The sequence below is a fragment of the Brachybacterium vulturis genome, assembly GCF_002407185.1.
GTDB lineage: Bacteria > Actinomycetota > Actinomycetes > Actinomycetales > Dermabacteraceae > Brachybacterium > Brachybacterium vulturis.
Window position 1 is genome coordinate 952,365 of sequence record NZ_CP023563.1, and the last position, 14,838, is coordinate 967,202.

Here is a 14,838-nt window from a genome sequence, read left to right on the forward strand (position 1 = left end):
TCGGGCTGTGTCGGCGGGTCCGGCGCGGGCTCGGGCGACGGCTCGGGCGGCCGTCCCGGGATCGGCATCGGCGGGCCGGTGGGTGGTGCGTCGGGAGGGTGGCCCGGTGGGTCGGTGGGCGGATCCGTGGGGGGCCGCCCCGGTGGGGTCATCGGCGGCTCGCTCGGGGGTGGCAGCGTCGCCTCCGGCGGCAGGCCGGGTGGTTCCGGGGGCAGTGCGGGGCGGGCGGTCATGGCGGTCCCTTCGTCGGGCGGCGGGACGCTCAGTCCGTGAGCATCCGCGAGCGGGTCAGGAATCGCTTCCCGTCGGTCGATTCGAGGCTGAACCCGCCGCCGCGCCCGTCGACCAGGTCGATCGTGAGGTGCGTGTGGCGCCAGTAGGCGAACTGCTCGCGGCTCATCCAGAAGTCCAGCGGTGAGGTGCCGCCGTCCGGCAGCGGCACCTGGACATGGCCCATCTTCACGTCCGCATCGCCGGTGAGGAAGTCCCCCTCGGGGAAGCACATGGGGGAGGAGCCGTCGCAGCAGCCGCCGGACTGGTGGAACATCAGCGGTCCGTTGCGGTCGATGAGGCGCTGGATCTGCGTGAGTGCGGCACCGGTGAAGGCGACGCGGGAGAAGTCCTCACCCTCGACCGTCGGCTCCATCTCGAGGATGTCATCACCCGCGGTGGGCTCCGGCAGGCCAGGGGCCGGGGGCCGGCCGGGCTGAGGGCCGGGACCGGTGCGGCCCGGGGCCCGGGCGGTGGAGGACGTGCTCATCTCCGACTCCTTCCAGGAGGACCGCCGACCGTGGGCGACGGCCGACGACGATGTGGCAGTGACGCACGTCACCAGCATACGCCTCACCCGCTGACGCGCACGGCGGGCCGGTCCTAGGGTGAACGGATGGAACATCGTCACCTCGGCCGCTCCGGCCTCAAGATCAGCGAGATCATCTACGGCAACTGGCTCACCCATGCCTCCCAGGTCGAGGACGACCGCGCCCGCGCCTGCGTGCGCGCCGCCCTCGATGCCGGCATCTCGACCTTCGACACCGCCGACACCTATGCCAACACCGCCGCCGAGGTCGTCCTCGGCGAGGCGCTGAAGGGCGAGCGTCGTGAGTCGCTCGAGATCTTCACCAAGGTCTACTTCCCCACCGGTCCCAAGGGGCACAACGACACCGGCCTGTCCCGCAAGCACATCCGCGAGTCGATCGACGCCTCGCTGACGCGCCTGCAGACCGACTACGTCGACCTCTACCAGGCCCACCGCTACGACTACGCGACCCCGCTCGAGGAGACGATGCAGGCGTTCGCCGACGTCGTCCACTCCGGCAAGGCGCTGTACATCGGGGTCTCCGAATGGAACGCCGACCAGCTGCGCGCCGGCCACCAGCTGGCCCGCGAGCACGGCATCCAGCTGATCTCCAACCAGCCCCAGTACTCGATGCTGTGGCGCGTGATCGAGGAGCGCGTGGTCCCCACCTCCCGCGAGCTGGGCATCTCCCAGATCGTGTGGTCGCCGGTGGCCCAGGGAATCCTCACCGGCAAGTACAAGCCCGGCGCTGAGGCGCCCGAGGGCTCCCGCGCCCGCGACGAGAAGGGCGGCGCGGACATGATCAAGCGCTTCCTGAACGACGAGGTGCTCACCGCCGTGCAGGGCCTGGCCCCGATCGCCGAGGAGCTGGACCTCACCCCGGCGCAGCTCGCCGTGGCCTGGGTGCTCAGCAACGACAACGTGGCCGGCGCGATCATCGGCGCCTCCCGCCCCGAGCAGGTCACCGAGAACGTCAAGGCCGCCGGCGTGACGCTCGAGGCCGAGGTCAAGGCCCGCCTCGACGAGGTCCTCGGCGAGATCCCCGAGACGGACCCCGCCAAGACCCTCTCCCCGGCGCAGCGCCTGGCCTGAGCCCGGCACAGCCCCGGACGGCGGCCGGCAGCCCCGGACGGCGGTCGCCTACTGGCGTCAGAGCGTTCTGTACGGCCATATGGGCATACGCATCGCTCTGACGCCAGTAGTCGACCACGGAGGGCAGCCGACGGGTGCGGGTAGTCGACCACGGTGGGCAGCCGACGGGTGCCAGTAGTCGACCACGGTGGGCAGCCGACGGGTGTGGGCAGCCGGCCACCGCGGATCTGAGGATCAGGTCACCTGGAGACGCCCTCGTCCTCCAGCGCACCGCCGCTGCGGCCCTGGAGCGTGCGACCGTCGGCGCGCAGCTCCCAGAACTCCGCGTTCTCGATCCCGAGCTTGCGCGGATCGAACTGCGGGTCCAGGCCGGCCTTCTTCTGCTGGCGGTAGTCCTTCAGCGCCTTCAGGGCAGGTACCTGCAGGACCAGGATGCCGATCACGTTCAGCCAGGCCATCGAGCCCACGCCGATGTCACCGAGGCCCCAGGCGGCGCCCGCGGAGGTCACCGCACCGTAGGCCACGGAGACCAGCACCAGTGCCTGCAGGAAGCGCTGCATCGCCCGCGCCAGCAGACGATTCTTCATCTTGCGGGTGAGGTAGGTCAGGTTGACCTCGGCCATGTAGTAGTACGCCACGATCGTGGTGAACACGAAGAACGCGAGCGTGATGGCGATGAACGTCGGGCCCCATCCGGGGAATGCCGCGTCCAGGCCCTGCTGGACGTATCCCGGTCCGGGCTCGACCTGCAGGCTGAGGTCACCGATGCCGCGGCCGACGGTATCGGCCTCGGTGGCGGCGTCCGCACCCGGGTAGTCCCCGGAGTACGTGTTGAACATGCCGGTGGAGATGATGATGAACGCGGTGGCGCTGCACACCAGCAGGGTGTCGACATAGACGGAGAACGACTGGGCGAAGCCCTGCTTGGCCGGGTGGGAGACCTCGGCGGCCGCGGCCGCGTGCGGTCCGGTGCCCTGACCGGCCTCATTGGAGTAGATGCCGCGCTGGACGCCCCACTTGACGGCCAGACCGATGATCGCGCCGAAGATCGGCTGGACGCCGAAGGCGCTGGCGAAGATCAGCCCGAACACGCGCGGGATCGCCTCGAAGTTCATGAAGAAGACGATGATCGCGACGATGATGTAGGCGATCGCCATCACCGGGACCGCGATCATGGCGAAGTGGGCGATGCGCTTGACGCCGCCGATGACGATGAAGCCCAGCAGGATCACCAGGCCGATGGCGGTGACCCAGGTGGGGATGCCCCAGGCGTTGTCGATCGCGGAGGCCATGCCGTTGGCCTGCACACCGGGCAGGAAGAAGCTCATCGCGACGATGGTGACGATCGAGAAGAGGATCGCGTAGAACAGCGACAGGCGGGGGGCCTTGTGCTTGTAGGCCCTCTCGAAGTAGAAGGCCGGGCCGCCGCGGTACTCGCCGGTGTCCGGGTCCTTCTCCTTGTAGATCTGTCCCAGGGTGCACTCGATGAACGAGGTGGAGGCGCCGAGGAAGCCGGAGACCCACATCCAGAACACGGCGCCGGGGCCGCCGAACGCGATCGCGGTGGCGACGCCGCCGATGTTGCCCATCCCGACGCGTCCGGCCAGCGACATCATCAGCGACTGGAAGGAGGAGGTGCCGTCCGGGGAGACCTCGCCCTTCTTCAGCTGATCGAGCATGTCGGGGAGGTTGCGGAGCTGGAGCAGCCCGGTGCGGATGGTGAAGTACAGGCCGACGATGAGCAGGCCACCGATGAGCGGGATGGACCAGATCAGATTGTTGGCGCCATCGATCATTTCGGCGAACATGTGTGCTCCTGGGGGTAGGGGAAGCGACGACACCCAGGGAGTCGCGCGCAGGGGATATCGCGCGCAAGGGTGAGCGGCGTCACCTTCGGGTGCTGGATGGAACATACCGGACACGCCGGGCTCTGCGGGGTCTTTCGGGCCCCCGTTGCCGTCTCGTGACCTACATCGGAGCATGGGGGCCGCGACGTCCCAGGTCGGACCGATGGGGGCGGGCCGTCTCCAGTGGATGCTGGCGTGTCGTGAGCAGAGTCGCTTTCTCGAGTTCGAGGAGGAGGCCGAGAAGCCGGTACACTTGTTCGCGACCCCTCGTGCGGTGTCATCTTGCTGAACTCCCCCAGGGCCTGACGGCAGCAAGGGCAGGTGAGCTCTGGCAGGTGCACGAGGGGTCGCTTCATGCCCGATGCGAGCCCTGGTCAGCGACACGGGGGATGCGTAGCGTAGGGGGACCACTCAGCTCCGGCCTCCAGGGGGACCCATGAGGATCCGCTCGACGACCCATCTTCCCCATGCGCCGGAGGCGGTCCGGGGCTGGCACGACCGGCCCGGCGCCCTGGTGCGGCTCACCCCGCCGGGTCTCGCCTCCGCGGACGCCCCCGCCGAGGGCGGCATGCAGGCCGGCCGTCTGGTCACCGCGCACCTCGGTCCGCCGATGCTGCCCACCGCCCTGCGGCCGCACTGGACCCTGCGCCATCTCGAGCACGACTCGCCGGGCCGATTCGTGGACCAGCAGGTGCGCGGCCCCTTCCGCACCTGGCGCCACGAGCACAGCATCGAGGCCGACGGCACGGGCACCGCGATCCACGACAGCATCGAGCTGGAGCTGCCGCGCGGACTGGCGCGCCTGGCGCCGCTGGTCGAGTCGCAGGTGCGCCGCCTGCTCGGTTTCCGGGAGCGGCAGCTGCGCGACGACCTCGCCTTCCATGCCCGCTCGGCGCACCTGCCGCGCCGCACCATCGCGATCACGGGCTCCTCGGGACTGATCGGCACCCAGCTCGCGGCGCTGCTCGAGACCGGGGGGCACACGGTGCGGCGGATGGTCCGCGAGGACCAGGTGGGGCCGGGCGAGATCTCCTGGGACCCGAAGGCCGGTCAGCTGGATCCGGCCGACCTCGAGGGCGTGGACGTGGTCGTGAACCTCGCCGGTCGCTCGATCGCGACCCGGTGGACCCCCACGACCCGACGCGAGATCCGCGACTCGCGTGTCAACGGCACCGCGCTGATCTCCCGCACCCTCGCCGGCGTGCGCGAGGGCCCCTCCGCTCTCGTCCAGGCCTCCGCCATCGGCGTCTACGGCCCGCGCCGCCCGGGTGAGCTGCTCACCGAGGCGGACGGCGGCGGGGAGGGTTTCCTCGCCGACCTGGTCCGTGACTGGGAGGGCTCGACCCACGCCGCCGCCGAGGCCGGGGTGCGGGTCGCCCAGGTGCGCACCGGGATGGCGCTGACGGACGGCGGCGGGCCGCTGCTGCCCCAGCTGCCGCTGTTCCTGGCCGGGGTGGGCGGCCGGCTCAACGATGCCGGCGCCATGACCTCATGGATCTCGCTCGATGACATCGTGCGCACCTTCGCCCATGCCGCTCTCAGCGCCGAGCTGCACGGGCCGGTCAACGGGGTCGGCCCGCAGCCGGTGGACGCCCGCGAGTTCGCCCGCACCCTCGGGAGGGTGCTGCGCCGGCCCTCCCTGCTGCCGGTGCCGCCGCTCGGCCCGCGGATGGTGCTGGGCGGCGCCGCTGCGGACGAGCTGATCCGCACCGATCAGGAGGTCTCCGATTCCCGCCTGCGGGCCAGCGGCTTCGAGCCGGCCCACCGCACCCTCGAGGAGACACTGCGCCACGTGCTGCGGCGGTAGGCCCGGGCCCTGACCCTGAGACCTCCACCGCGGTGCCGCTCGCTGCAGAGCCGCTCCCTGCAGAGCCGTCCGAGGCGGGGCCTACATATCAGAGGTGCTCGGTGGGCAGCTCGGTGAGCGCCCGCGCCTCCGCCCGGACCTCCGCGTCGCCGAGCTCGTGCCCGTCCGGAGCGGCGGTGGCCGGCTTACGGCACGCGAGTGCGTTCACCACGGCGGCGAGCATCACGAGCGCGGCCGCACCGACCGGCAGCCACATCGCGACCTGGGAACCGGCGCTCTCGGCGACCGCGCCGGTCAGGGCCGAGGCGGCGGACTGGCCGACGATCGTGGCCGAGCCCAGCATCGTCATCACGGTCGCCGAGCGACCCTGCGGTGAGCGCTCCGCGGCCAGGCTGAACAGGGTCACGATCGTCGGCCCGATGCCGATGCCGGCGATCGCCATCGCCCAGATCAGTCCGGTGAGCCCGCCGGCCAGCCCGAAGCCGATCATGGCCGCGAGCATCAGGGAGGAGAACACCAGCCAGCGCGCGAACAGCCGGAACCGCCCCGGGAACAGGGTGATGCTGAGGGCGAGGATCGTGGAGCCGATGCCCATCACGCCGTAGACCAGCCCGGCGGAGTCGCCGCGAGCGGAGTCGGCGAGGAAGGCCGTCAGCGAGGTCAGCACGGTGCCGAAGAAGAGGCCGACCCCGAGCGCGCCGGCGACCACCACCAGCACCCGGAGGGAGCGCAGCTCCCGGGCCGGGGCCTGGATGGCGGGCTCCTCGGTGGTCGGGACGGCGACCTGCGCGGTGGGGTGCAGGGCGAAGGCGGTGACGAACACCAGCGTCAGCACCGCGGCACCGATCATGGGGGCGGCCGGGTTCAGCGTGGTCGCCAGCAGGCCCACCACCAGGGGCCCGAACACGAAGGCGGTCTCGTCGGCCGCGGATTCGTAGCCCATGGTGCCGTCGAGGCTGTGCGACCGACGGGCAGGGGGCAGCTTCGTGAGGATCAGCTGGACCAGCCGAGTGCGGGAGAACGGGCCGATCTGCGGGGAGGAGGCGCCGATCAGGAAGCCGACGGCGAGCACGGCCAGGTCGGGCAGCGAGCTGAAGGCGATCGCTGCCATCGCGAGCAGGGCCAGGGAGTTCACGATCCCGGAGACGAGGATGACCCGGCGCTGGCCGATCCGGTCGGCGGCGGCGCCGAGCAGGGGACCGATGAGGGCGGCGCCGAGGCCGACGACCGCCGAGTTCAGCCCGCCCAGCGCGATCGACTCACGGGCCGAGACGACGAGGGTGAGAGTGCCGACCACCATCATCGCGAAGGGGAAGCGGGCGATGAAGGCGATGGGGAAGTAGGCGGGGCCGGCGGCGCGGAACAGGGTGCTGCCCTGCTGCGGTGCGAGGGATGTCTGCTGAGTGCTCATCATTGCTCCGGACGGTGGGTGCCGCCTTGGACGATCCACACCGTGGACCCGAGGTAGATGCACTGCGGGTGGCCCGTGGAGCCGGGCCGGTCTGACGGGCCCAGTCTACGAGGTGCCGGGTCCGGCGGCCAGGGTCGGGAGCCCGGTGGTGCGCGGATTCACGAGCCGGGGATCAGGGATCTGAGCTCGCCGCACCTCCACGAAGGCCGATCCGCGGTCAGGATATGTGCCGCCTCCAGAAGTCATCGTCTGCCCAGTTCTCGGGGACCCCCATCCCGGCGAGGTTCATGTGTGGGCGCCCGCTGAGCAACTGATGGAGCCTGCGCGCCCAGCTGCTTCGCGGGGAGACCACGTTGAGCACCGACTGGAGCGATATCAGGACCGGGTACAGACGCTTCCTCGAACGATCCGGCAGCGCGCTCGAACTCTCCAGCCACGAGATCGAGGACGAGGCCGGGATCGCTGGGTAGGTACCCAGACCGAGGTTCCAGAGCCGCCCGTGGTGCGCGCAGACGTTACGTACGCGGACATACGTACCCATCCAGGACTCCAGTACCGGTGCCGTCAGGCCGATGCTCTTGGCCACCGCGGTCCGATCAGAGCGGAGTCGGAGATTCCGGTACAAACTGCTGAGCTGCCCGATCGAAAGAGTCTCCACCATGAGCCACGACGGAGGGAGCTCAGGCACGTCGTACGTCGTGAGGTAGTGCTCGAGAGCAGCGCCGTGGACGAGCGAGTCTTCGCCGGCGTCAGGAGAACCGCGTAGGCGTGCATCGCAGGTGTCTCGAACGATTCTCATGAGCGTGACGTGACGACCCGAGTGATGGAAGTGCGAACTATCCGTATACCAGTGCGAGTCGTCGTGAATGGTCGACATGTGGTCCGTGAGGGCCGCGCGAACGGCGACTTCCACCCGTTCGAGTGCATCCATGACCAGCAGACGCAGAGTGCGGTCGAACACATAGAGATCGAGCAGATCGTCGAAGGATGCCCCTGCCCGAAAAAGATGGTCGGACCCGTCTTGCTGGAAGGGGATGGCGTAGGGCGAGAGCCGGTAGTAGCCGATGTGTCGCAAGTATCTTGCTGCCCTCGCAGGCTCCGGGACCCGAAGGCCGCGATCGATCATTCGATCGACCAGCTCGCCGTGTGTGAGGGGTGGCTTGTCGAAGGTGAGTGACCCGCGAGGCCGCGCGGAGCGAATCATCGGTGATCCTCCGTGGTCGAGACGAAGAAAATCCCCCAAGTGCGCTTCTGCGAGAGGCGTGGGGGATGTAGTGAGGTCACCGTAGCACAAGCCGTTCTCGCGCCGCTCAGTGATGAGTAGAACCGGACAGGCTGGTGGTTTCGCTTATCGCTCTTTCGGTGATGAGGTCATCGATGGGCGACATCCTCCCGCCACTGTCGAGAGGTTCGCTCGATCGTGGCGGGAGGACATCGGTGTCCTTCGGGGTCAGGCGGTGGCGGGCTGTGCCTCCCGGTCGCCGTCGGCGGAGTGTGTGGTACCGGCCGCGACCGCAGGTGCGTCGACGTCGGCCAGGTCCTCGGCCTCCCGCGCCTGCTCGGCCTGGATCGCCTGGAAGGAGGTCCGACGGGCCGCGTCGTACGCGGGACGGTCCAGGATCTTCTCGCGCTTGGCGACGATCACGGGCACCAGCGCCTGGCCGGTGACGTTCAGGGCGGTGCGGCCCATGTCCAGGATGGGGTCGATCGCCAGCAGCAGGCCCACGCCCTCCAGGGGCAGGCCCAGCGTGGACAGGGTGAGGGTGAGCATCACGGTGGCGCCGGTCATGCCGGCGGTCGCGGCGGAGCCGAGCACCGAGACCAGCACGATCAGCAGGTAGTCGGTGATGCCCAGCGGCACCCCGTAGAAGTTCGCGACGAAGATCGCGGCCAGGGCCGGGTAGATCGCGGCGCAGCCGTCCATCTTGGTGGTCGCGCCCAGCGGGACCGCGAAGGAGGCGTAGTGGCTGGGCACGCCCATGCGCTCGGTGACGGACTTGGTCATCGGCATCGTGCCCAGCGAGGAGCGGGAGACGAAGCCGAGCGAGGTCGCGGGCCACACGCCGCGGAAGAAGGACCCGATGGAGAGGCCGTTGAGCTTCAGCAGCACCGGGTAGACCACCAGCAGCACGATCGCCATGCCGATGTAGACGTCGGCCACGAACACGCCGAGCGAGCCGATCGCGTCCCAGCCGTAGCTGGCCACGGCGTTGCCGAGCAGGCCGACGGTGCCGATGGGGGCGAGGCGGATGACCCACCACAGCAGCTTCTGCACGATCTCCAGGGCGGAGCCGGTGAACCTCAGGAACGGCTCGGCCTTGTCGCCGATGGAGAGCACCGCGATGCCCACGGCGATCGAGATGACGAGGATCTGCAGGGCGTTGAAGCTGAGGGAGACGGAGCCGTCATCGCCTGCGGAGCCGCTGATGCCCAGGAAGTTCGAGGGGACCAGACCGTTCAGGAAGTCCATCCAGCCGCCCTGGGTGTCCGAGGCCTTCGCGGCGTCGGCCGTGACCCCGGAGTTCGCGCCGGGGGAGGTCACGGCGCCGAGGGCGATGCCGATCGAGACCGCGATCAGGGCGGTGATCGCGAACCAGAGCAGGGTCTTCCAGGCCAGGCGCGCGGCGTTGGTGACGTTGCGGAGGTTGGCGATCGAGGTGACGATCGCGAGGAAGATCAGCGGCGGGACCAGTGCCTTCAGCAGCGTCACGAAGATCGAGCCGATGGTCTGCAGGGTGGTGGTCAGCCAGTTCGCGCCGTCACCGCCGTCCTCGCCGGCGCCCGGGACCGGGCCGATCTGGGCGGCGACGAGGCCGAGGATCACGCCGAGGATCAGGCCGATCAGGACCTGCCAGCCGAAGGGGATGCCGACGATGGCGCGCAGCGGGTTGCGCCGGGCCGGGGTGGCCGTGGGGGAGGAAGTGGAGATGCTCACGGGAGAGGACGCTACGCCGCCGCCATCCCGCTTTCAACACCAGTGCTTAGGGATCACATCAATTCTTCTTATAGGTTCATCGGGGGTTCATCGTCGTGCTTGGGATCTGCGTCGCGGCGGTGCGACGGCGCTGCGCCGACGGGCCGTCCCGCCGTCCGTCAGTCGTTCGCGGCGAGGAATGCCGCGCGCTCGGACGGCGACTTGAGCACGCAGAACTGATTGCCCTCGGGGTCCGCCATGGTCAGCCATCCGGTCCCGGGGCCGTACTGGCCGCGGTGGTCTGCGACCGGGGTGGCGCCCTGCTGCTGCAGCCAGCGGATCTCCTCCTCCTGGGGGCGCTCGCGCGGGCGCACGTCGAGATGGATGCGCTTGGCGGGCAGCTGCTGGTCGGGCACCTCGAGGAACAGCAGGGTGTGGCCGCTGGCCGGATCGAAGATCGCACATTCCTCGTGCCCGGGCAGGTTCGGATCCTCGGGGTCGGTCGTGTAGTCCAGGACCGTCCGCCACCACTCGCTGAGGGAGTACGCGTCGTGGCAGTCGATGCTGGTGTGGGAGACGAAGATGCTCATGGAGCCAGTGTTCGCGGGCCGTGCGGCCGGGGCAACCGGAATCTGCGGCTCCTCCACAGGGTCGGTGCATCCACAGCGGTGGGGAGCGTCGGCGCCCTCGACTAGCCTGTCGGGGTGGCCACCGCTCTGTATCGTCGTTACCGCCCGGAGTCCTTCGCCGAAGTGATCGGCCAGGACCATGTCACCACGCCCCTGCGGCGTGCGCTGCGCGCGGGACGGATCGGCCATGCCTACCTGTTCTCGGGTCCGCGCGGCTGTGGCAAGACCACCTCGGCGCGCATCCTCGCGCGCTGTCTGAACTGCGCCCAGGGGCCGACGGATGTCCCGTGCGGTGACTGTGATTCCTGCCGTGACCTCGCCAACGGCGGCGCGGGCAGTCTCGACGTGGTGGAGATCGACGCCGCCAGCCACGGCGGCGTGGACGATGCCCGCGAGCTGCGCGAGCGGGCGTCCTTCGCCCCCGTGCGCGACCGCTTCAAGGTGTTCATCATCGACGAGGCCCATATGGTGACCTCCGCCGGGTTCAACGCCCTGCTGAAGCTGGTCGAGGAACCGCCCGAGCACGTGAAGTTCGTCTTCGCGACCACCGAGCCGGACAAGGTCATCGGCACCATCCGCTCGCGCACCCACCACTACCCCTTCCGGCTGATCCCGCCGCAGGTGCTGGGCCCCTACCTCGAGGAGGTCTGCGCGGCCGAGGGCGTGCAGGTCGGTGAGGGCGTGATGCCGCTGGTGGTGCGCGCCGGCGGCGGCTCCGCTCGCGACTCGATGTCCGTGCTGGACCAGCTGATGGCCGGCGCCGGGGACGAGGGCCTGGACTTCCCGACCGCGATCGCACTGCTGGGCTTCACCGACACCGCACTGCTGGACACCGCCGTCACTGCGGTCGCCGAGCGGGATGCGGCCGCTCTGTACGCGGCGGTCGAGCACGTGCTGGCCACCGGTCACGAGCCGCGGCGCTTCGTCGAGGACCTGCTGGAGCGGATGCGTGACCTGATCGTGCTCGCCGCCGTGCCGGATCGCGGCGCCGACCTGCTGCCGCAGGTCCCGGCCGACGAGCTCGAGAGCATGCGCGGCCAGGCGGCGCTGTTCGCCCCCGCGGATCTCTCGCAGTGCGGCGACCTGGTCCATGAGACCCTGTCGACGATGAGCGGCGCGACCTCGCCCAGGCTGCATCTCGAGCTGCTCGCGGCGCGCCTGGTGCTGCGCGATGAGCGGGCCGCGCTGGCTGCGGCCGGTGCCCCCGCTCCGGCCGTCGCTCAGCGCGGCGGTGCACCCACCGGCGGTGGGCAGCCCGGTGCGGCGCCGCCTCAGGGTGCTCCGTCCGGGGCATCGGAAGCCCGTGACCAGGCGCGACGCATCGCGCAGGAGAAGGTCGAGGCCGCACGGCAGGCCCGCGGCGGTGCGGCGGCGGCGCCCGCTCACACCGTCGCACAGCCTCCTGCGCCCGAGCAGCAGAGGGCAGCGCCGGCAGCGCAGGGGACCGCGCCGACGTCGAGCGCCCCGGCAGCGCAGGGGGCCGCGCCGACGTCGAGCGCCCCGGCGGCGCCGGCGGAGCCTGCCGCGGCACCGCCGGAGCAGACGCCATGGGGGGAGGCTGCACAGCAGGGCGCTCCGCAGCGTCCCGCGGCGCCGGCAGCCGCAGAGCAGGGCTCGGCTGCACCGGCCCCATCGCAGGAGGCCGCAGCGCAGCCCTCGGCGAGCGGTGGGATCGATGCCGATCAGGTGCGGGGCCACTGGTCCGCGATCCTGGACGAGCTGCAGCAGATCCGTCGGCCCAGCTGGGCGCTGATCTCCCAGAACGGCCACGTCAACGGCGTGCACGGCAGCACGCTGGTGATCGGGTTCCGCACCGAGGGCCTGGTCAGCGCCTTCCATCGCGGCACCGCCGCACAGAACCTGGCCGATGCGGTGCGTCGCATCATGCACCTCGAGGTCACCATCGAGGCCGTGGTCGGGGACGACCCCGGCCCCGGCTCCGGCAGTGCCCCCAGCCCCGGTGCCGGTGGCCACGGCGGAGGGGCCGCGGGGCCCGGTGCCGCGGGCCCCGTGGCGCCCGGGCCCGGCAGCGCGGCCGGTGGTGGCGGCCCTGCGAGCGGTGGCCCGGCACCGTCCGGCGGAGCAGGCGGAGCTGGTCGCCCCGTCGACAGCAGTGCGGCCGACGCCTCTGCTCCCGGCCCGGAGCAGAGCGGGCGGGCCGCCGAGGCCCATGCGGTGGTTCCGCAGGCCGGGGGAGCCCCCGGCCGTCCCGAGCAGGCGGCACCCGTCCGCTGGGGCGATGCCGTCCCCGCGATGACCCCGCGCGAGCCCGCACCCGCCCCCGGTCCCGAGCAGCCTCCTGCAGAGTCCGCGGGTCAGCGGGCCTCCGAGCGGGCGATGCGGGCTGCGGAGCGGGCCGCCCGGACCGGTCGTCCCGGTCCATCGGCCGAGCGGATCGAGGACTTCCCACCGGAGCCCGACGATCCCTTCCCGCCGGACCCCCAGGACGACTATCAGCCCCGGACCCTGCAGCCGACCGGCGCTGCAGATGGCGCAGCGGCCGCACCGGCGAGCGGTGCGCGCTGGTCCGACGCCCTGACCGGGGCCGACGAGCGCTCCGGAGGCTCGGCGGCAGCTGCGGCAAGAACCGGTCCGGCTGCCCCTGCCGGCAGCTCCGAGCCGACGGCGACCGGCGGGGCTGCGGCCTCAGGCGCCGCGACGGCCGCACCCGGCCGAACTCCGCACGGGGAGCCCGCCGAGGTGGACGACGAGGGCCGGGACAGCCTCCCGCCCGAGGAATCCCGCACCTACGGACAGAGCGCGCTGCGTCGCGCGATCGCCGAGGGCCGCGTCGTCCGCTCCCGCCCCGCAGAGCGCCGCAGCGCGGGTGAGGCCTCGGCCGGCGCCGCACCAGCGGCGCCCGGGCCGGGAACCTCTGCGGCCGCCCGCGCCGCCGCGTCCTGGGGGACCGCGGCCACCGTCCCCGAGGGCACCGCCCCTGGCGAGAGCGGCCCCACCTCGCAGCCACCACCCGCGAGCAGCCCCGCAGAGGGATCGCCCGCGGCGGCGACCTCATGGTCGGCGGCGTCGCCGTCGACCGCTGCACCCTCGACCGCTGGATCGTCGACTGCTGGATCCTCGACTGCTGGATCCTCGACTGCTGCGCCGTCCACCATTGCGCCCTCCAGCATGGCGCCGCCCGCCCCCCGCAGCGGTGCCGCGCTGGTGCGCGAGGCGGCGCAGGCCTCCCGCGATGCCGGCCACCGCGTCGGTGGGCCGCGCGGCGGCGCACGCGCGGAACCGGCGGCGGACCTCGACCCCACCGGTGGGGCGACGCGCGACGACGAGGACGCGGTGGTCGCCACCCGCAACGGTCGCGAGGTCGTCGAGAAGCTGCTCGGCGGCAAGGTCCTCGAGATCATCGACGAGAACCGCAGCCACTAGCCGCGGACACGTGGACGCGACCACCGCACTTATTGACTTTCGATAGATACCTATCGATACTCGACGCATGGATCTGGAACTTCCCCGCCCCCCGCTCACGCTTGTCGTCATCGCGGAAGTGCTTCTGGGGGCTCTGTTCATCGTCGGGCTCGGCGCGCTCGCACTGCTTCCCGGCGTCTCCGCGGACGTCGCCGCACGCCTTCCCGAGTACGCGGACCTTCGTGGCCCGCTGCTCGCCGTGGCGAACGCCGTCACGATTCTGGGCCTGCTCGCGCTCACGATGGTCGCGCCGCTCGTGCGCCGCGTCTACGGCGGGAGCGTGCTGACGCGATCCTCCCTGCTCCGGGTCGATCTGCTCGTGGCCACCCTCGCAGGTGCCGTCGTGCTGATCGTGGTGGGGTTCTTCGTGATCAGCAACGGGCAGGCGGGCAGCCCGTTCGTCGCGCTCATCCAGGCGATGGCCTGCCTCACCCTCCTCGCCCTGGCATGCATCACCCTCGTGCTGCGGTCGCTGTTGAAGAGCGCCATCCTCATGCGCGCTGAACTGGACGAGGTGGTGTGACGGCGATCCGCAGCTAGGGTGTGTCCCGATGTCCTGCACGGCAGGGGCTGACAGACCAGGAGCGCACGATGGACGTCTCAGCATGTCTCGAACCGTTCAGCGACGTCGGTTCTCCCGACCGATATCTGGTGCGGGTATGGGTGCAGGTGGAGCGGCCGCACGAGCAGTGGCGAACCTCCGACTGGTGGCTGACCGAGGCCGACTCGGTCGCGGAGGTCATCGGATGGGCGCGCGAGCATGCGGGCGGGGACCCGTCGGAGGTGTTCGCCGAGACCCCGGACGGCACGCTGCTGCTCCTGTGGGGTGCGGCGCCGGAGGATGCCTCGCGGACCGTGACCGTGACGCTGTGGAACGACGAGGACCGCGACGTCCCTCGGGCATGACCTGCCGAGG

At 71.1% G+C, this 14,838-nt stretch carries 11 protein-coding genes and 1 other RNA gene; 6 read left to right on the forward strand and 6 right to left on the reverse strand.

Features of this window, described 5'->3' with window-relative positions:
- Positions 1–262: 262 nt before the first annotated feature.
- On the reverse strand, positions 263–760 hold the full coding sequence (locus CFK38_RS04285; RefSeq protein ID WP_096801967.1) for a DUF779 domain-containing protein: 498 nt from the start codon (positions 758–760) through the stop codon (positions 263–265).
- A gap of 126 nt (positions 761–886) precedes the next feature.
- Between CFK38_RS04285 and CFK38_RS04290 the strand changes: the two genes are divergently transcribed.
- Complete coding sequence (locus CFK38_RS04290; RefSeq protein WP_096801968.1) at positions 887–1,891, forward strand: aldo/keto reductase family protein; 1,005 nt, start codon at positions 887–889, stop codon at positions 1,889–1,891.
- Positions 1,892–2,130: 239 nt separating this feature from the next.
- On the opposite strand, the gene CFK38_RS04295 is transcribed toward CFK38_RS04290, so the two are convergent.
- On the reverse strand, positions 2,131–3,699 hold the full coding sequence (locus CFK38_RS04295; RefSeq protein WP_096801969.1) for an alanine/glycine:cation symporter family protein: 1,569 nt from the start codon (positions 3,697–3,699) through the stop codon (positions 2,131–2,133).
- 297 nt (positions 3,700–3,996) lie between these two features.
- Here CFK38_RS04295 and ffs point away from each other — a divergent pair.
- Positions 3,997–4,093, forward strand: an RNA gene (gene ffs / locus CFK38_RS04300) — signal recognition particle sRNA small type.
- A gap of 81 nt (positions 4,094–4,174) precedes the next feature.
- Positions 4,175–5,545, forward strand: coding sequence for a TIGR01777 family oxidoreductase (locus tag CFK38_RS04305; protein WP_096801970.1), 1,371 nt, complete (start codon positions 4,175–4,177; stop codon positions 5,543–5,545).
- A gap of 88 nt (positions 5,546–5,633) precedes the next feature.
- Here the strand turns inward: CFK38_RS04305 and CFK38_RS04310 are convergent, their stop codons facing one another.
- The 4 genes from CFK38_RS04310 to CFK38_RS04325 form a co-directional block, all read right to left on the reverse strand.
- Positions 5,634–6,956, reverse strand: coding sequence for an MFS transporter (locus tag CFK38_RS04310; protein ID WP_096801971.1), 1,323 nt, complete (start codon positions 6,954–6,956; stop codon positions 5,634–5,636).
- A gap of 217 nt (positions 6,957–7,173) precedes the next feature.
- Entirely contained in the window at positions 7,174–8,160 is a 987-nt protein-coding gene (locus CFK38_RS04315; protein ID WP_096801972.1) for an Abi family protein, read from the reverse strand.
- A gap of 246 nt (positions 8,161–8,406) precedes the next feature.
- The gene (locus CFK38_RS04320) at positions 8,407–9,891 is read right to left on the reverse strand and encodes a dicarboxylate/amino acid:cation symporter (RefSeq protein WP_096801973.1); all 1,485 of its coding nucleotides are present in this window, start codon (positions 9,889–9,891) and stop codon (positions 8,407–8,409) included.
- A 158-nt stretch (positions 9,892–10,049) separates the two neighbouring features.
- A complete protein-coding gene (locus CFK38_RS04325) occupies positions 10,050–10,460 on the reverse strand; it encodes a VOC family protein (protein WP_096801974.1) in 411 nt (136 codons plus the stop codon).
- 114 nt (positions 10,461–10,574) lie between these two features.
- Here CFK38_RS04325 and CFK38_RS04330 point away from each other — a divergent pair, with 114 nt between their 5' ends.
- From CFK38_RS04330 to CFK38_RS04340, 3 genes are all read left to right on the forward strand, one after another.
- Positions 10,575–13,883: a DNA polymerase III subunit gamma and tau gene (locus CFK38_RS04330; RefSeq protein WP_096801975.1), complete on the forward strand. Its 3,309-nt coding sequence runs from the start codon at positions 10,575–10,577 to the stop codon at positions 13,881–13,883.
- A gap of 67 nt (positions 13,884–13,950) precedes the next feature.
- Positions 13,951–14,445 (forward strand): DUF2975 domain-containing protein, encoded by a 495-nt coding sequence (locus tag CFK38_RS04335; RefSeq protein ID WP_096801976.1) that lies wholly within the window; start codon positions 13,951–13,953, stop codon positions 14,443–14,445.
- Positions 14,446–14,513: 68 nt separating this feature from the next.
- Positions 14,514–14,828 (forward strand): hypothetical protein, encoded by a 315-nt coding sequence (locus CFK38_RS04340; protein ID WP_096801977.1) that lies wholly within the window; start codon positions 14,514–14,516, stop codon positions 14,826–14,828.
- Positions 14,829–14,838: the final 10 nt, after the last annotated feature.